Origin of the sequence: Oscillibacter sp. PEA192, from assembly GCF_003574015.1 — a bacterium.
Classification (GTDB): Bacteria; Bacillota; Clostridia; order Oscillospirales; family Oscillospiraceae; genus Oscillibacter; species Oscillibacter welbionis.
In genome coordinates, this window is the sequence record NZ_AP018532.1 from 1,573,874 (window position 1) to 1,591,540 (window position 17,667).

Here is a 17,667-nt window from a genome sequence, read left to right on the forward strand (position 1 = left end):
CTTGAAAAGCAATCCATACCGTGAAAAAAATCACAAAATTTTCAAAAAAAGGCAGGCCCCTCACCGGAGCCTGTCTTTTTTAGGTCTGGAAATCCGTGCGGATTACTCCTCCACAGGAGCTTCTTCCTCCTCAGCCGCGGGAGTCAGCAGGGCGCGGATGGACAGGGAGATCTTCTGCTTCTCCTCGTCGATGGCCGTGATCTTGGCGTCCACAATCTGGCCCTCGGAGAGGACATCCTCAGGCTTGTCGATGCGCCGGTCAGCAATCTGGGAAATATGGATCAGGCCGTCCACGCCGGGCACGACCTCGGCAAAGGCGCCGAAGGTCATCAGCTTGACGATGCGGACAGAGGCCACGTCGCCCACCTGGTACTTGTCCATGAACACCTGCCAGGGATCGATGCTGTGATCCTTCACGCCCAGGGAGATCTTCTTCTTCTCGGGATCGAAGGAGATGACGTACACGTCCATGGTATCGCCCACCTTGCAGACCTCGGCGGGGGTCTTGATCCGGCTCCAGCTGAGCTCGGAGATATGTACCATGCCGTCCACGCCGCCGATGTCCACGAACACGCCGTAGCTGGTCATGGACTTGACGGTGCCGGTGTAGTGCTTGCCCACTTCGATGTTGGCCCACACCTCCGCCTGGGCGGCCTTCCGGGCCTCCTCAGTGACGGAGCGGATGGAGCCCACCACGCGCCGGCGGGCGCGGTTGACCTCGGTGATTCGCAGCTGGACCTTCTGCTTCACCATGGCAGACAGATCGGCGCCGCGGGGCTGACCGCTCTGAGAGGCGGGGACGAATACCCGCACACCCTTGACGGACACCACGATGCCGCCCTTGTTCTCCTCGGTGACAGTGCCCTCCAGAACGGTCTTCTCCTCCACGGCCTGCTCGATGTTCTCCCAGACCTTGGCAGCGTCCAGACGCTTCTTGGACAGCTCTGCGTAGCCCTCCACGTCGTTGACGCGGACCACATAGGTCTCGATCTGGTCGCCCACGTGGATGATGTCCTCCGCCTTGACATTGGGGTCGTCGCTCAGCTCGCTGAGCTTGATGTAGGCCGCCTGCTTGGCGCCCACGTCCACCTGCACTTCGGTGGGGGTGATGGCGGTAACGATGCCGGTGACCCGGTCACCGTTATTTAAAGTTTTAAAAGACTGATTCAGTAATTCCTCGAAGGACTCCTCTTTGCCCTCGGCCGCCTTGATTTCTTCGCTCATCGTTGCATATACCTCCTTAATGATGCCCGCAGGCGTGGAGGCACCAGCCGTAAGGCCCGCAACAGTACAACCATTGAAAAAATCCGGCGAGAGCTCGTCCGCGCGTTCAATCTGGACCACGCGGGGGCATCTCCTCAGGCAAATTTCCGTCAGATGTTTGGTGTTGGCGCTTTTACGGTCTCCCACCACGACCATCACGTCTGCTTTGCCGGCGATTTCTGCCGCCTCAGACTGACGTTCATGCGTAGCATTACATATTGTATCAAAGATTTTTACGTTTGTACACTGTTTTTTTATGATTTTCCAAGAAGTTTCAAAAAGTTTTCGGATGCAGGTGGTCTGCGCTACTACGGTAACAGGGATTTCCCGACTTTTCTCATCCCCGTCCAGCCAGGCCTCCACGGCCTCCGGCCCGTCGAACACCAGGGGCTGGCGGCACCAGCTGGCCACCCCCATCACCTCCGGGTGCAGGGGTTCGCCGATGATCACCGGACGACGGCCCTCCGCCTCCGCCTGGGCCACTAGGCGCTGGATGCGGATCACATTGGGACAGGTGGCATTGACGCACCGGACGCCCCGGGCCTCCAGATCGTCCAGCACGGATTTCAATTCTCCATGGGATCGGATCACCACCGTGTCCCCCGCCGCCAGGCCAGCCGGGTCCTCGGTCTTCCGGACACCCCGGCGGGCCAGATCCTCCACCACGTGGGAGTTGTGGATCAGGTCTCCCAGCATCCAGCATCCGCCGGTCTCCTCCCCGGTCTTTGCCGCCAACTCCACCGCCCGCTTCACACCGTAGCAGAATCCGGCGCTCTTGGCCAAAAGGACCTTCATCGCGCCTCCTTCCCCAGGGCGTAGGAGCGGCGGAGCACCTCGTCGGCGATGGCCTGGACCTCCTCCGGTGAAGGCCGACGGCTGGTGGCCTCCGGCCGGTATGCCTGGCCGAAGATGATGCGGGTCCGGCGAAAGAGGCGTTTGTTCCCCTCCACGTACACCGGCACGAACTGCGCCCCGGAACGGATGCCGATGACGGCCACACCACCCTTGGCGGGCAGAGCCCCCTCGTGTTCCACCCGGGTTCCCTCCGGGAATATCAGCAGGTTGTCCCCGCTCTTGATAGCCTTCAGGGCGGTTTTCACCGCCTCGATGTCCCCCTCGCCCCGGTCAACAGGGAAGGCGCCCAGCTTCCGCAGTACCCAGTCAAAGACCTTGTTGCAGAACAGCTCCTTCTTGGCCATGATGTGGAGCCGGTAGTTCACCGGAACCTTCAGCGCCACCAGCACCGGGTCCCAGTTGCTGTTGTGGTTGGGACACAGCAGGGCGCCGTGCTCCGGCAGGTTCTCCCGCCCGATGATGGTGACCGGGTGAAGAATCCCCGCCACCAAGTTTACCAGATAGTAGATGCATACGAAAAATCCATTCAACGGCCTCTTTTCGCTCATAGTCCCGTCCTCTCCCGGATAATGTGCAGCAGCGCGTCCTCGCTCTGGACAAAATCCAGAGCCGTGGTGTCCAGCAGCACCGCGTCCTCCGCCTGACGCAGGGGTGCGGCGTCACGGTGGGTATCGTTCCAGTCCCGTTCCTGAATGGCACGGAGGATAGCCGCATAAGGCTCCGGCGTCCCCCGCTCCTCCAGCTCCAGCATCCGGCGGCGGGCCCGCTCCTCTGCGGAAGCGGTGAGAAACACCTTCACCTCCGCATCCGGCAGCACCACCGTGCCGATATCCCGGCCGTCCATCACCACGCTGTTCTCCCGGGCCAGCTGGCGCTGCATCTCCAGCAGGTACGCCCGAACCTCCGGATAGGCGGATACCAGAGATGCGTAGCGGGACACCTCCGGCAGGCGGATCTCCGCCGTCACATCCATTCCATTCAGCTCCATGTGCTGCAGGCCGTCCGTCCCATAGGTCAGGCAAATCTCCAGGTCCGGCAGCACCGCCACCACGGCGGAGCGGTCCCGGGGATCGATCCCCTTCCGCCACACGGCATAGCCGATGGTGCGGTAGATGGCACCTGTGTCCACGTATAAAAAGTTCAGTCTGGCGGCCACGCTCCTGGCCAGGGTGCTCTTCCCCGCGCCGGAGGGCCCGTCGATGGCCACGCGAATGTTCTCACTCATGCGTTCTCTTCCCCTTGTCTCAGCGCCTCCGCCGCAGCCTGTCCCGCCGCCCGGCCTGTGGCCCAGGCGATCTGCAGGTTGAATCCGCCGGTATAGGCGTCCACATCCATGATTTCTCCCGAAAAGTATAATCCCTTTACAAGTTTTGATTCCATTGTCTTTGGGTCAATTTCACTGATCTTTATGCCACCGGAAGTAACGATGGCGTCCGTCACCGGGCAGGGGCCGGCAATCTCCACAGAAAAATGCTTGAGGCTCTGGACCAGTTCCCGCCGCTGCTCTCGCGTCAGGTCATGGACCTTTTGATGGGGCGGGATGCCCGACCGCTCCACTGCCACCGGAATCAGCTTCTGGGGCAGCAGATCGTCCAGCGCGTTGCAGAAGTCGTGGTTGGCGTACTTCTCAAAGTCCCGCAGCAGCCGCTTGTCCAGGGCCTGCTCATCCAGGGCGGGCTTCAAGTCAATCTCCAGCCGGTAGGTCTTTTTGCCGAAGTGCCGCATGTGGGCGGAGGCCGACAGCACCAGGGGCCCGCTGACACCGAAGTGGGTGAACAGCATCTCCCCGAAGTCCGTGTAGATCTTCTTCCGGTCCTCAAACACCGCCAGCCCCACATTCCGCAGGCTCAGGCCCTGGAGCTCCCGGCCCAGGCCGTAATCCCGCAGCGGCACCAAAGAGCCCTGAAGGTCCGTCACCGTATGCCCCGCTTCCCGGGCCATTCGGTGCCCCTCTCCTGTGGAGCCGGTGGCGGGGTAACTGACGCCGCCGGTGGCAAGGACTACCGCCCCGGCAGGGTATGTCCCCCGCTCTCCCCGGACACCTGTGACGGCGCCGGAGGTGATCTCCAGCTCCGTCGCCCGGTCCCGGGCCAGAGAGACCTTCAGCGCCTTCAGCCGCCGCTCCAAAGCGGCGCTGACGTCAAAGGCCCGGTCACTGACGGGAAACACCCGATTCCCCCGCTCGGTCTTCAGCGGCACGCCGATGGACGCAAAGAACGCCATGGTGTCCCGGCCGTCGAACCGGGAAAAGGCGCTGTACAAAAACTTGCCGTTCCGGGGCACGTTGGCCAGCAAGGTCTGTACATCGGCGTTGTTGGTGACGTTGCACCGGCCCTTGCCGGTGATGTTCAGCTTCTTTCCCAGCCGCTCATTGGGCTCCAGCAGCGTCACCCGTGCGCCCCGCTCCGCCGCGGAGACAGCGGCCATCATCCCGGCGGCTCCCCCGCCGATCACTACCAGCCCCTTACTCATCGTCCATCTTCCCGAACACGCCGTAGGCGTTCCAGATGTCCTCCAGCTCCGCAAAGGTGCGGGACACGTCCGACCGCATCCGGGAGCCCACGGCGATCAGCAGCGCGTTGATGAGGGACAGAGGCGCCACCATGGAGTCCACAAAGGAGATCATCTCACTGGGAGCCAGCAGAGCAGCCTCCGCCATCTGGTAGACGGGGGACAGCTCATTGTCTGTAATGGCCACGATGGTAGCCCCCCGGTCCTGGGCAAACTTCACTGTGTTCATAGTGACCTTGGAGTACCGAGGGAAGCTGATGGCGATCATCACATCCCCGGGGCCGATCCGCAGCAGCTGCTCGAAGATCTCCCCTGCGGCGTTGGACTGCACCAGCGTCACGTTCTCGGACAGCAGGTGCAGGTAGAAGTTCAGATACCCCGCCACAAAGGAGGAGGTCCGCACCCCCAGGATGTACAGGTGCCCGGCGCCCAGGATCAGGTCCACCACCTTGTTGAACTCAGTCCTGTCCGCCTCTTCCGCCACCATCCGCAGCTTGTCCATATCGGACTGGATCACGGCGGACAGCACATCCTGTCCGCCGAACAGATTGTCCGCCGCCTGGATGCGCTGGGTGGAAGTGAGGCGGCTGCGGATCATCTCCTGCAGTGCCCGCTGCATACTGGGATAGCCGTCGTACCCCAGCTCCGATGCGAAGCGTACCACTGTGGACTCGCTGACGCCGGAGAGCTTCCCCAGCTTGCTGGCAGTCATGAAGGCGGCCTTGTCGTAATTCTGCAGGATGTAGTCGGCAATCCGCTTCTGTCCCTTGGAAAAGGTGGGCATATTGCGCTCGATGGTATGTAGGATGCTCTTAGCCACTGCTGTTTCCTCCGTCGGCCGCCTGCAGGGGGCCGTTCTTGATCTTGCCCGGCAGCTCCGCTGGCCCGCCGGACGTTCCGCGGTCTATTGTAGCACAGTTTTTTCAAAATTCAAACCGCTTTGCGGGATTTTTCCGTCTCGCCGCCGGAATGGAAAAGACGCCGCCCCATTCAGGGCGGCGCCTTCCGCTTTTCAGTCAGGGGGTGACTCCCAGCGCCCCAGCCTCGTCCTGTGTCAAATACCGCCACTTTCCCGGCGGCAGATCGCCCAGCTCCAGAGCTCCCTCCCGGACCCGGCGCAGCCGCTTCACCGTCAGGCCGCACTGGGCACACATCCGGCGGACCTGCCGGTTCTTCCCCTCATGAATGGTCACTGCCAGCACCGCGGTTCCGGGAGTTTCCCGCAGCACCTCCACCCGGGCGGGGCGGATGGGCTCCCCCTCCAGGTCGGTAACGGCTGCCAGCCGGGCCGCCGCGCCGGCCACCGGTCCGAATACGGAGACGTGATACGTCTTTTCCACCTCGTGCTTTGGATGCAGCAGGTGCTGGGCCCAGGCACCGTCGTTGGTCAGCAGCAGCAGGCCCTCGGAATCCAGGTCCAGCCGTCCCACGGGATAAACCCGGCTCCCGCAGTCCGCTACCAGCTCCGCCACTGTCCGCCGCCCCCGCTCGTCCGAGAGGGTAGAGACATAGCCCCGCGGCTTGTTCAGCAGGATGTACACGGCCTCCGCCCGGGGCGCCAGGGGACGGCCGTCCACCAGGATCTCGTCCCGATCCGGGTCTGCACGCTGGCCCAGATGGGCGGTCTGGCCGTTCACCGTCACCCTTCCGGCGATCAAATATGTCTCTGCCGTCCGCCGGGAGCAAACCCCCGCGGCGGACAGCAGCTTCTGCAGTCGTTCTTCCATGTTGTCCTCTCTCTATCCCGGCAACCCCTGCTTCAGAATGCTCAGGGCGCTCTCCATCCGGGGCGCCACGTCGGCGCCATACAGCAGCGCCACCCGGCCCACCTCTTTTCCATTGACCGAGAAAACCGCCTCCCCGGCCCGCCGGCCGGCCCGGATGGGGGCCCGCAGAGATCCGGCCAGCTCCACGTCCAGCTCCAGGGACTCCCCCTCCGCCAGCGGCCAGGCGAAGCTGTCCGCCGCCACCAGGGGCACCGTGGCGCTCATGCCGTTTTCCACCTGGACCCGCTGGATTGTCTGGCCCAGAGAGGCCCCCAGCTTGGCGGGATAGGTGGAAAAACCGTAGTCATACAGGGCCGCGTGGTCCGCCCAGTCGTTGCCGTCCTGGAGAGTCACCGCCACCAGCCGCTGGCCGTTTCGCTCCACACAGCTCACCAGCGTCCGGCCTGCCGCCATGGTATAGCCGGTCTTCAGGCCGATACACCCCTCTATCTGGTTCAACAGCTTGTTGTGGTTGGTCATGGTCCGCCCGCCAATGGTGACGCTGCGGGTGGAGGCCATCCGTACCAGAGTCTCATTTTCCACCGCCGCGCAGGCAAGACGCGCCATGTCCCGGGCCGTGGAGTAATGGTCCTCATGGTCCAGCCCGTTAGGGTTGGCGAAGGAGGAGTGCTCCATGCCGATCTCCCGGGCCGTTGCATTCATGAGCTTTGCAAAGTCCTCCTGGCTGCCGCTGATGTGCTCGGCAATGGCCACGGCCGCATCGTTGCCGGAGCAGAGCAGCAGTCCATACAGCAGTGTCTCCAGCGTCAGCTTCTCCCCCACCTTCAGATACATGGAGGAGCCCTCTGTATACGCCGCCTCCCGGGAGACTGTGACCACATCGTTCAGGTCTCCCTCCCGGATAGCCACCAGGGCCGTCAGAATCTTGGTAGTGCTGGCGATCAGCATTTTCGCGTCGGCGTTCTGCTCATACAACACCCGGCCGCTGTCCACGTCCATCAAAATAGCGGAGGAGGCAGACGTACTGACCGCGTGCGTCTGACAAGGAAAAAGACTGAACAGGGCCGCCAGAGCGATCCCCAAAGCGGCAAGCCGCCGGAGCAGGGTTTGCAAATGCCATCACCTCATTTGTTTGGTGATGGTAGTATACCCCGTTCAGACGGGTTCTTTTTCTTCCTTCTTGTCGAAATATTTTTCCACTTTGTCCACCAGATCCGGCATCATCTCCACCACCCGGTCCAGCGTGGTCATGGGCGGCATCGCCACCGGCAGCACCCGGGTCGTTCCCTCCCGGATCACCAGGAACGCCACAGGCTCAATCTTCACGCCTGCGCCGCTGCCGCCGCCGAAGTCCTTGGGCTGGGTCTTACCGTAGTCGGCGCCGCCGCAGCCGAAGCCCATACTGACCCGGGAAATGGGGATCAGAGTCACGCCGTCAGGCGTGGTGATGGGCTGCCCCACGATGGTGTTGGTGTCCGCCATCTCCCGGATCTTGTCCATCGTGGAACGCATCAAATCGCTGAGGGGTCTCTTCTTGTCCATTGTCTCGTCCATGGATGCCATCCTTTCTCGTCACGCGGCGGGGTGTTCTGCCGCCTTGTTGTCTGCTGCTTTGGATGCGGGCGGCATCCGCCGCCGCTTCATGAACCGCCGGAGCCAGCCGATGGCCGGGACCGCCAGCTGCGTTCCCACGGCGATCAGCGTCCCCAGCCGGATGGAGATGCCAAGCTCTCCTTCCGCCCGGGTCTCCTGCGCGTCAAAATCAATTCCGAGATGAATCCCGGGATCCCGGATCACCACCAGCTTCTCCAGAGCCGGCATCCCGGTCCAGACCAGGGCGTGGAGTCCACCGTACAACTCTGCGGCTGCCGCCGGGTCCTCCGCCCCGCCCAGGGTGGCGGACAGGCGCAGCGGGTCTACGCGGATACCCCGCCGGGTGCGGCGCAGAGCCTTTTTGGCGGCGGGCCACAGCGTCCTTGCGGCGTCCTGAAGATCTTCCAGTTTGGGCTTCGGGATTTTTTTTGCCGCCTCTGCCAGGTCCTTCGGCTCCTTTTTAGGCTTTCCCGTTTTTTTGGTTTCCTGCGGCGTTTTTTTTGTCTCTTTGGACGGTACCAGCCGGACCCGGAAGGGACCAATCGTCAAATCCGCCGCGGCCTGCCCCCTGCCGAAGACCACATACAGTCCCAGCCGCAGCCGCCACAGAAAAATCGCAAGTGCCAGCAGCACCGCCAACGTGATCCAAAGTCCCAGCAACGTCCATCACCCCCCTGACCGCTCTGGCGGAGCGGATTCTCAAGGCGCCTCTTCCTCCATGGCGCCGGCCGTCTCCGGCGTGTCGGCTCCGGTGATCTCTGCCGTGTCCGCCGGGTCCATGATCTGTCCGTCCTCGCCGATCCGCATCTGTCCCTCGCCGCCAAGGTCCGGCAGCTCCGGCAGGTCATCCAGGCTGGTCAGATGGAAGGCCCGGAGAAACTGTTTGGTGGTCCGGTACAGGCGGGGCCTTCCGGGTACCTGCAGGCGGCCGCACTCCTCGATGAGCTTCCGGTCCAGCAGCAGGCCGATGGTATAGGCGCTGTCCACACCCCGGATCTGATCCACATAGGCCCGGGTGGTGGGCTGGTAGTAGGCGATGATGGTCAGCACCTCCAGCGCCGGCTGGCTGAGCTTGGCGGGCTTGCGGATCTCAAAGGCTTTTCGGATCACATCCGCGTAGTCCGGCGCGGAACACAGCTGCCAGGTATCCTCCATGCGCAGCAGCCGGATGCCCCGGCGCTCGTAGGCATAGTAGTCCATCAGCTTCTGGAGCACCTGCTCCACCGTGGGGCGGTCCATCTCCAGGGCCACGCAGATCCGGTCGGTCTGCACCGGCTCCCCAGAGGCAAACAGGATACCCTCCACTGCCGATTCGATCTCTTTCATCTCCATCTTGGAACGGTCCTCTCTCACAGTTTCAGATCCTGGGGCAACTCCCGCTCCTGCCGGACAGTGCAGTCCGTCTCACTCCCTGCCAGATGCAGGATGTGGGCCCGGCACAGCTCCAGCACCGCCAGAAAGGTGGCCACCACCTCGCTGCGGCTGCGGCTGCCCCGAAACAGCAGCAGAAACCGAGTGACGCCGTGAGTCCTTAGCCGGCTCAGAATCTCCCGGGCCTTGCTCTCCACGGGATAGGGCTCGTGCTGGACGATGCTCTGGAAGGCGGAGCGGGGCGGCGGCAGGGACCGCTCCGCCCGGCCCTGGATCTCGGCCATGGCCAAGACCAGGTCCGCCGGTGTCTGGTCGTACTCGTAGATCTTTCCCCGCTTCACCGGCTCCGGCGGACGGGTGAGGATATTCCGTCCGAATTCTCCCATGGGCTCCAGCCGGGCGGCCATGGACTTCACCTTGGCGTAGTTCTCGTTGCGCTTCCGCTCCTCCAGAGAGGCGATCAGGGCATCCATCTCGCTCTGGGCCTCCTCATCTTCAATGGAGAGAAGCATCCGGGTCTTGATGTACACCAGTTGGGAGGCCATGGTGACGAACTCGCTGGCCACCTCCAGATCCATCTCCTGCCGCCGGGCCAGCCACGCCATGTACTGGTCGCAGATCAGGGAGATGGAGATGTCCTGGATCTCCATTTTGTTCTTGCCCAGCAGATATAGAATCAGGTCCAGAGGGCCCTCAAAGTCCTGCATCTCTTCCTCGGATTTGCTGCGGACCACCTTTTCCAGCTTGAATACGGGGTTTTGCAAACCGTTCACCTCAACCAAAAATCAGGGACAACAGGGCACTGTAAATGCCCAGGATGCCCCGGGAGATCAAACTGCTGCCGATGCCCACAAAGGACAACACCAACAGCACGACAATGCCGTACCGCTCATACCGCATCAGCGTGATGTACTGCCGGTCCGGCAGAAACGCCGCCAGCACCTTGGACCCATCCAGCGGCGGGATGGGAATCAAATTGAACAACCCCAGACCGATGGACAGAGGCGCCAGCGTGTACAGGCAGAAGCTGAACACCACGTCCATCGCCGCAGAATAAGGGGCGTAAAGGTAAATCACCTTACTGATAAGCATTGCCAAAACCGCCAGCACAAAGTTGGAGACGGGTCCCGCCAGGGCGGTCAATGCCATGCCCTGCTTGGGCTTTCGGAAGTACCGGGGGTCCACCGGCACCGGCTTGGCCCAGCCGAATCCTGCCACGAACATCATCAGCAGGCCGATCCAGTCGATGTGCCGCAGAGGATTCAGACTCAGGCGGTGCATGGATTTGGCCGTGGGGTCCCCAAGAGCCAGGGCCGCCAGACCGTGGCAAGTCTCGTGGACTGTCAGGCAGAGAAAAATCGCGGCCACCCGCAACACCGCGTCCAGCAGTGAAGTCAGGTCCAGCGCGGAAAGCAATCCCTGTAAATAGTGCAGCATATTCGTCTCCCTGTGATGATAACCCAAAAGATAGGAGTATTATACCAGTTTTCCCCCCGCAATACAAGGAAAATCACCGGAATTCAAAGGGCTTTCAGGCGGAAACAAGCGGAGCGGGTGCTTTCGCACCCGCTCCTGATTCAGCTGGCTTAATAATCAGCCCTTCACCATGGAGGCGATCTCCTCAGCGAAGTTCTCCTGCTTCTTCTCGATGCCCTCGCCCTTCTCAAAGCGGATGGCGTCCTTGAAGGTCACCTTTCCGCCTGCGGCCTTGGCGGCGGAGGCGATATACTGCTCCACGCTCATGGAGTTGTCCTTCACGAACTCCTGCTGCAGCAGGCAGTTCTCGGAGTAGAACTTGTTCAGCTTGCCCATGACGATCTTCTCCCGCACGGCCTCGGGCTTGGAGGCCATCTTGGGATCGTTCTCCATCTGGACCATCATGATCTTCTTCTCCTCGTCCAGGACGTCCTGGCCCACCTGAGACTTGTCCCAGAAGCGGGGGTTCAGAGCGGCAATCTGCATGGCCACGTCCTTGCCGATCTCCTCCACCTTCTCAGCGGGCAGGTCGGACTCCAGGTTCACCAGCACACCGATCTTGCCGCCGGCGTGCACATAGGGCACGGAGACGTTCTCGGCGAAGCGGGCGAAGCGGCGGACCTTGATGTTCTCGCCGATCACCAGCACCATCTCCTGCTGCTGCTGGGTGACGGTCAGGTCGGTGCCGACGTACTTGCACTCCATCAGCGCGTCCAGGTCGGCGGGAGCCTCCTTGGCCACAGTGGCGGCCACGCCCTTGACGAAGTCCACGAACTTCTCGTTCTTGCCCACGAAGTCGGTCTCGGCGTTGACCTCGACCACCACGCCCACGCCGTCGATGACGGCGGCATAGGCCATACCCTCGGCGGCAATGCGGCCGGCCTTCTTGGCGGAGGCGGCCATGCCCTTCTCGCGCAGCCACTCCACGGCCTTGTCCATATCGCCGTCGGAGGCGGTCAGCGCCTTCTTGCAATCCATCATGCCCACGCCGGTCATCTCGCGCAGGTTCTTTACATCAGCTGCGGTAAAAGCCATTTTGAATTCCTCCAAACAGTTTTGGTATATACGCGCAAATGCAGGCGCAGATTACTCAGCGTCGGCAGCAGCCTCTTCAGAGGCGGCCTCAGCGGTCTGCTCACCCTGCTTGCCCTCCAGCACGGCGTTGGCCATGATGGAGGAGATCAGCTTGATGGCGCGGATGGCGTCGTCGTTGCCGGGGATCACATAATCGATCTCATCGGGATCGCAGTTGGTATCGGCGATGGCCACCACGGGAATACCCAGCTTGTGGGCCTCGGCGATGGCGTTGCGCTCCTTGCGGGTGTCCACGATGAACAGGGCGCCGGGCAGCTTCTTCATTTCCTTCACGCCGCCCAGGTACTTCTCCAGCTTGGCGATCTCGCCCAGGTGCTTCATGACTTCCTTCTTGGGCAGCATGTCGAAGGTGCCGTCCTCCTGCATGGTCTTCAGCTGGTTCAGCCGGTCCACACGGGTGCGCATGGTCTTGAAGTTGGTCATCATGCCGCCCAGCCACCGGGCATTCACATAGAACTGGCCGCAACGGGTGGCCTCCTCGCGGATGGCCTCCTGCGCCTGCTTCTTGGTGCCCACGAACAGCAGGGACTGGCCGCTCTCAGACAGCTGACGGACGAAGCTGTATGCCTCCTCCAGCTTGCGGACGGTCTTCTGCAGGTCCACGATATAGATGCCGTTGCGCTCCGTGTAGATATAGGGAGCCATCTTGGGGTTCCAACGGCGGGTCTGGTGACCGAAGTGGACGCCCGCCTCCAGCAGGGCCTTCATGGATACGACGCTAGAATTTGCCATAGTTGTGTGTTCCTCCAATTTCAATTTAGTTGGTCCTCCGGCGGTTTCATCCCCCCTGCCAACCCGGCCGTTTTGGGCCCCGGGCACAGACAGAAAGTCGACGCACCGTGCGGAATGCTGAAATATAGTATCACAATCCAGTGTGCAATGCAAGTATTTTTTCCCAAAAGCCGTGTAAAATTCCCGGTTTTGTCCGAATTTGTCCGAGTTCCCCAGCAGCCCCCCATTTGTTGTTGCGCCGCGCCTGTCTGTCTGCTATAATGACCAAAATCCCATTTTCAGTTTATATAAAAACGCGGCAGATCAGAAAGGAGCACATGGATGGACACTGAAAAGCAGAAATCATCTCCGGGTGGAACGGTTCCCGGTGAAAAGGTTCCGCCGGTCCTGATGGCGGAGGATGTGGCGGCACTGGAGGAACTGTGCGGAGACGTCTCCGGCTACTTTTACAAAATGCTGGACTACCTAGACCAGCGGGTCCGGGACGGTGTGCGTCAGGGAGAGTTCACGGAGGAGCAGGCCCGGGGCGATCTGGATCTTGCCCTGTGGTACGCCTATGCCTGCAACAACATCGACGACTATGACTACTATTATAAAGCTGCCCAGTGGATGCCCGCCTCGGAACCGGCGGCGGAGGCGGCCGGGAGCGGGATCTGGTACTATCGCTACGCCTGCGCCCTGATGTACTGCGGCCGCTTGGAGGAGGCCCGGCATTATGCGGAGACCGGCGTGTCCCTGGACCCGGAGTATCCCTGGGGCTGGCTGGAGACCGCCAAGCTCCGGGCTCACTTCGGCGATGCGTCCGGTGCTCTGGAGGCGGTGGACCGGGGGCTGGCTCTGGTGCCTGGGGACTACGAGTTCACCACCCTCCGTCGGGAGATCCAGGAGGGCCGGACTCTGGAGGAGATGGAGTTCCACTGGATCGATCCGGAGTGCGACGCGGTTCTGCAGGCCGGCGGAGACGAAAACGAGGCGGAAAAGCGGCTGTCCATCGCCGGGATCTGCTGCGATCCGGAGAACCTCGCCGCCATCAAGACCGCCCTCTCCCCCACGGAGTGGGAGGCGGACGCCCCCTACTGCACTTTCCGGCTGCCCTATCAGAACGGCAGCCTGCTGGGGCGTTTCTTCATGAACGAGGCGGCGCTGTCCAAGTTTCCCCTCTCCTGGGTCCGTGAGTTTGTGCGCCGGCTGCCGGAGCTGGACCGCCGGGGCCGAACCTTCCTGGCCGCCCAGGCGGGGCTGGGAACGGAGGGACTATCCCTGGAATGGTTCGCGGTCCATCCGGACCGGACGATGCGCCTGTGTTACATCCGGGGGCAGGACCAGCAGATGGTCCTGTTCGACAGGGATTTCTCCCTTTGCAGCGAGGACCGGCAGCCCGCCCTGACCCGGCCGGAGGGCGGCGCCTTCCTGGCCTTTGTCCTACTGGAAGCGCCTGCCTGGGACCCGGACCAGTTCCGCCGGGATCTGCGGGATCTGTACGGCATCCCCTGCCTCACAGAGGCGGAGGAATCTGAAGACGGCGGCAGCACCCTGACCTTTGAGGTCAGTGGAATGCTGGCGGCGGTCTGCCTATACCCATTCCCTGTGCCCCACGGCGAGGCGGAGGAAAACGCCGCCCACAACTACCTGTGGCCGGAGGCAGCGGAATCTGCTGCCCGCCACCGGGGCCAGCTGTTGGTGACCGTCCTGCCCCGGGAGGAATCCGTCCGAGAGGCGGCCATACTCCAGGTGAAGCTGGTGTGTGCCGCCTGCCGCCAGCGCGGAACGCTGGGTGTCTACGCCAACGGCACCGTGTACCAGCCGGAGTTCTATCTTAACGCGTCTCAACCCATGGAGGACGGGGAGCTGCCCCTGCTGGATCTGGTGTGGATGGGCCTCTACCGCCGGGAAGAGGGCCTGTGCGGCTACACTGACGGCCTTGCGGCCTTCGGCAAGGAGGAGATAGAGGTTCTGGACACCCAGGCTGCCCCGGGTGACCTGCACAGCTTCCTGTTGGATCTGGCCAGCTATGTATTGGAGGAGGATGTCACCTTCCACGACGGGGAGACCATCGGCTTTACCGAGGGGCAGTATCTGCCCATCTCCCGCAGCGCCGGTGTCTGGCACGACGGCATGACGCTGAAGATCAGCTATCCGGAGGAGCCGTGACCGCTCCGCCGGCATACGCAAATGCCCCCGCGGTGAAAGCCGCGGGGGCATTTGTCAGCAACGCTTGCGCCGCTTCCGCTCCAGGCGGGGATCCCGCCGCTGAAAGGGCTTGTCGATGAGGATGATGTCGTCTCCGATCCGCTGGATGCACTCCCAGGGGATGTAGAACTCCTCCCCCCTGCCGAACAGGCCGAAAAAGCGGCCCGGGCCGTAGACGATGATGGCTACCACCTGCCCCTCCGGCACCCGCACGTCCAGGTCCGACACGTAGCCCAGGCGGCAGCCGTCGCAGACGTTGATGACCTCCTTGCACCGGAAATCCCGGATCCTGCACTGCACCGCGCTCACCCCCTGCCTTGAGACTATGCAGTGGACGGAATGTCCCAACACTGTTTTATGCAGACGGGCAGAAAGCGACAAAAGCTTCCAGTATAGGAAAAAAGCCCTCCGGCCATACTGAACTCATGAAGTTTCAGGGTTTGAGGGGGCACAGCCATGCAGGGCAAGGTGGAGATCGCGGGCGTCAACACGGCAAAGCTGAAGGTGTTGAAAAACGAGGAGACCATGGAACTCCTGCGCCGCACCAAGGCCGGGGACCAGGAGGCCCGCCGGGAACTGATCGAGGGAAATCTGCGGCTGGTGCTCTCCGTCATCCAGCGCTTCGCCGGCCGGGGCGAGAACGCCGACGACCTGTTTCAGGTGGGCTGCGTGGGGCTCATCAAGGCCATCGATAACTTTGATATCAATCAGCCAGTGCGGTTTTCCACTTACGGCGTGCCCATGATCATCGGCGAGATCCGCCGATATCTCCGGGACAACAGCGCCATCCGGGTGTCCCGCTCCATGCGGGACACGGCCTATAAAGTCCTGCAGGTCCGGGACAAGTACCTGGCGGAAAACCAGCGGGAGCCCACGGTGGAACAGATCGCCCAGGAGCTGGGCATCCCCCGGGAGGAAGTGGTCTTCGCCATGGACGCCATCGTGGATCCCGTGTCGCTGTACGAGCCGGTATACTCCGACGGCGGCGACGCCATCTGCGTCATGGACCAGGTCAGCGACACCCGGAACACCGACGAGGCCTGGACGGACCGCATCGCCCTGAAAGAGGCCATGAAGCGGCTGGATGACCGGGAGCGGCGCATCCTCTCCCTGCGGTTCTACGAGGGAAAGACCCAGATGGAGGTCAGCGCGGAGGTCGGCATCTCCCAGGCTCAGGTGAGCCGGCTGGAGAAGGGCGCCATCAACACCATCAAAAAAAATATATGAGCAGGCGGGGCCGGGAAACCGGCCCCGCTGTCTTTACGTCTCAGAGGCTTCTGTTGTCTCCGTCGGTGAGAGCCCGTTAAAGAAGCTCCCGCCATCCGACAAAGTGAATGTCTTGGACAGGCCCGCGGCGCTCTGGCCGCCCTCTCCGCCGCCGGGGCCGCGGCCGCCTGCGGGAGATTCCCTACCGTCAGGCTCCATTTCCCCATCCGGGCGCTCAGGGGGATCGTCCGGAACTTCACTGCCAGCGTTCTCCGGCACCTCGCCCTCCGGCGCCTGCCAGGGATCCAAGTCCGCGGGAGGCGCCTCACCGCCCATGTGCCGACCGCCGCCGGGGCTGCCCACGCCGTCGGACATGGTGCCGGCCAGTTGGGTGTCTCCCTGCCACAGGGTGTAGTCCCCTGCCGTCAGGTCCGGGGAGGACACCACCAGACAGGTGAAGTCGTTTGCCGGCGTCCAGGTGCCCACAGTCTCCCCGTCGGCGTTTTGCAGGGTATAGGTCTGGCCGCCGTTCTGCCGGGATGCAAAGGAGAACACCACATAGTTCTGGGCCCCGCCGTCGATTTGGTCATACATATTGCCGGAGGCCGCTACTGTGCCGCCGTTGATGGTGATGCCCATGGTGGCGTCGATACCCGCGTCCCCGCTGTCGGAGCAGGCCGCGGCGGTGACGGCGCCGCCGTTGATTACCAGCCAGCCGTTGGAGTCGATGCCGTCGCCTTCGCCGGTCTCGCCGGCGACCTGAATGTTCACGGAACCGCCGTTGACAGTGGTGACGGATACATTGTCCTCATTGGTGTTGATGCCGTCATTGCCGGAGGTGATGTTGATGGTGCCGCCGTTGATGGTGAGGTGCAGCTCCGTGTCCAGCCCCTCATTGTCGGCGGTGATGTTCAGCACACCAGTGCCGGCCTCACCCCCGTCCACATTCATGGACATCTTGGAGTAAAATGCGCCGTCGTATTTGTGGAGCTTCTCGCTGTCCTCCACGGTCATTCCGTCCTCGCTGAGCACCACGCTGTCCGGGTCGTAGATCCGGGCCACATAGGAGCCGGTGACGTTGTTGATAGTACCGTCAGCAATCAGCACGTTGGCACCGGCGGCGGAGGTGTCCACGGTCTCCGAGGCGGTGTCCTCGTCTGTGCTGCCGCACTCATAGACGTTATAGAAAATCACCGCCGGGGCCACAGTGCAGGTGATGTCCACGCCGTTCAGGATCAGCGTCACCACTGCCGCCGGGTCGTCCTCCGCGTCCTCCCCCAGGTCCACAGCGATCTGTCCTGCGGACAGGGTGCCGCTGAGGGCGTAGGTGCCGGGTTGTGTGATGTGGACCACCGTGTGGGCCTCCGCCTCTTCGGCGGTGTGTTCGTCGGCCTCCGTGCCCTCGCCGTAGGTGAAGTCGCGGCCGGATTCATAGCAGACAATGTCATGGGCCGTGTGGACGGCGGCTGACTCGTCTGTGGAGACCGCCTTCCCGTCCACAATAATGCCGTCATCCGAGAGGACGATGGAAACAGCGTCCGGAAATTCCTGCGCGGCCGTCTCGCGGCCCTGCGCGCCGCAGCCATCGCCAGCCCCAGCAAGAGAGAAGCAATTCGTTTCATTGCAGCAAATCCTTTCCGTCAAGATG

General features: G+C 62.5%; 18 protein-coding genes. 2 read left to right on the forward strand and 16 right to left on the reverse strand.

Annotated features, from left to right (window positions below):
* Positions 1-102: 102 nt before the first annotated feature.
* The 14 genes from DN611_RS07775 to rpsB all read right to left on the reverse strand — a co-directional run bounded on the left by DN611_RS07775 (position 103) and on the right by rpsB (position 12,623).
* Positions 103-2,058, reverse strand: a complete 1,956-nt coding sequence (locus DN611_RS07775; protein ID WP_119311027.1) for a bifunctional 4-hydroxy-3-methylbut-2-enyl diphosphate reductase/30S ribosomal protein S1 — start codon at positions 2,056-2,058, stop codon at positions 103-105.
* The gene (locus DN611_RS07780) at positions 2,055-2,666 is read right to left on the reverse strand and encodes a lysophospholipid acyltransferase family protein (protein ID WP_021749882.1); all 612 of its coding nucleotides are present in this window, start codon (positions 2,664-2,666) and stop codon (positions 2,055-2,057) included. The genes DN611_RS07775 and DN611_RS07780 overlap by 4 nt, the downstream gene beginning before the upstream one ends.
* Positions 2,663-3,343 carry a (d)CMP kinase gene (gene cmk, locus DN611_RS07785; protein ID WP_025545046.1) on the reverse strand — a complete coding sequence of 227 codons (681 nt, stop codon included), beginning with the start codon at positions 3,341-3,343 and terminating at the stop codon, positions 2,663-2,665. Before cmk ends, DN611_RS07780 begins: the two co-directional genes overlap by 4 nt.
* Positions 3,340-4,590: an NAD(P)/FAD-dependent oxidoreductase gene (locus tag DN611_RS07790; protein ID WP_119311028.1), complete on the reverse strand. Its 1,251-nt coding sequence runs from the start codon at positions 4,588-4,590 to the stop codon at positions 3,340-3,342. Before DN611_RS07790 ends, cmk begins: the two co-directional genes overlap by 4 nt.
* The gene (locus tag DN611_RS07795; protein ID WP_021749879.1) at positions 4,583-5,449 is read right to left on the reverse strand and encodes a MurR/RpiR family transcriptional regulator; all 867 of its coding nucleotides are present in this window, start codon (positions 5,447-5,449) and stop codon (positions 4,583-4,585) included. Before DN611_RS07795 ends, DN611_RS07790 begins: the two co-directional genes overlap by 8 nt.
* Before the next feature lie 196 nt (positions 5,450-5,645).
* Complete coding sequence (locus DN611_RS07800; RefSeq protein WP_119311029.1) at positions 5,646-6,356, reverse strand: pseudouridine synthase; 711 nt, start codon at positions 6,354-6,356, stop codon at positions 5,646-5,648.
* 12 nt (positions 6,357-6,368) lie between these two features.
* The gene (locus tag DN611_RS07805; protein ID WP_249390744.1) at positions 6,369-7,469 is read right to left on the reverse strand and encodes a D-alanyl-D-alanine carboxypeptidase family protein; all 1,101 of its coding nucleotides are present in this window, start codon (positions 7,467-7,469) and stop codon (positions 6,369-6,371) included.
* Positions 7,470-7,511: 42 nt separating this feature from the next.
* Positions 7,512-7,910, reverse strand: coding sequence for a GerW family sporulation protein (gene ytfJ, locus DN611_RS07810; protein ID WP_174232996.1), 399 nt, complete (start codon positions 7,908-7,910; stop codon positions 7,512-7,514).
* Positions 7,911-7,928: 18 nt separating this feature from the next.
* Positions 7,929-8,609 carry a DUF2953 domain-containing protein gene (locus tag DN611_RS07815; protein ID WP_021749875.1) on the reverse strand — a complete coding sequence of 227 codons (681 nt, stop codon included), beginning with the start codon at positions 8,607-8,609 and terminating at the stop codon, positions 7,929-7,931.
* Between the two features lie 39 nt (positions 8,610-8,648).
* Entirely contained in the window at positions 8,649-9,302 is a 654-nt protein-coding gene (scpB, locus tag DN611_RS07820) for an SMC-Scp complex subunit ScpB (RefSeq protein WP_021749874.1), read from the reverse strand.
* Positions 9,299-10,084 (reverse strand): segregation and condensation protein A, encoded by a 786-nt coding sequence (locus DN611_RS07825; RefSeq protein ID WP_119311030.1) that lies wholly within the window; start codon positions 10,082-10,084, stop codon positions 9,299-9,301. The genes scpB and DN611_RS07825 overlap by 4 nt, the downstream gene beginning before the upstream one ends.
* Before the next feature lie 10 nt (positions 10,085-10,094).
* On the reverse strand, positions 10,095-10,757 hold the full coding sequence (locus tag DN611_RS07830; protein ID WP_025544547.1) for a site-2 protease family protein: 663 nt from the start codon (positions 10,755-10,757) through the stop codon (positions 10,095-10,097).
* A 156-nt stretch (positions 10,758-10,913) separates the two neighbouring features.
* A complete protein-coding gene (gene tsf / locus DN611_RS07835) occupies positions 10,914-11,831 on the reverse strand; it encodes a translation elongation factor Ts (RefSeq protein WP_021749870.1) in 918 nt (305 codons plus the stop codon).
* A 51-nt stretch (positions 11,832-11,882) separates the two neighbouring features.
* A complete protein-coding gene (gene rpsB, locus DN611_RS07840; protein ID WP_036630655.1) occupies positions 11,883-12,623 on the reverse strand; it encodes a 30S ribosomal protein S2 in 741 nt (246 codons plus the stop codon).
* Between the two features lie 321 nt (positions 12,624-12,944).
* Here rpsB and DN611_RS07845 point away from each other — a divergent pair, with 321 nt between their 5' ends.
* Positions 12,945-14,774, forward strand: a complete 1,830-nt coding sequence (locus tag DN611_RS07845) for a DUF4261 domain-containing protein (protein WP_249390746.1) — start codon at positions 12,945-12,947, stop codon at positions 14,772-14,774.
* Positions 14,775-14,828: 54 nt separating this feature from the next.
* Here the strand turns inward: DN611_RS07845 and DN611_RS07850 are convergent, their stop codons facing one another.
* A complete protein-coding gene (locus DN611_RS07850) occupies positions 14,829-15,113 on the reverse strand; it encodes a YlmC/YmxH family sporulation protein (RefSeq protein ID WP_025544543.1) in 285 nt (94 codons plus the stop codon).
* A gap of 156 nt (positions 15,114-15,269) precedes the next feature.
* On the opposite strand from DN611_RS07850, the gene sigG reads away from it, so the two are divergent.
* Positions 15,270-16,040, forward strand: a complete 771-nt coding sequence (gene sigG, locus DN611_RS07855) for an RNA polymerase sporulation sigma factor SigG (protein WP_021749864.1) — start codon at positions 15,270-15,272, stop codon at positions 16,038-16,040.
* A gap of 33 nt (positions 16,041-16,073) precedes the next feature.
* On the opposite strand, the gene DN611_RS07860 is transcribed toward sigG, so the two are convergent.
* Positions 16,074-17,663 carry a carbohydrate-binding domain-containing protein gene (locus tag DN611_RS07860; RefSeq protein ID WP_160117415.1) on the reverse strand — a complete coding sequence of 530 codons (1,590 nt, stop codon included), beginning with the start codon at positions 17,661-17,663 and terminating at the stop codon, positions 16,074-16,076.
* Positions 17,664-17,667 lie beyond the last annotated feature (4 nt).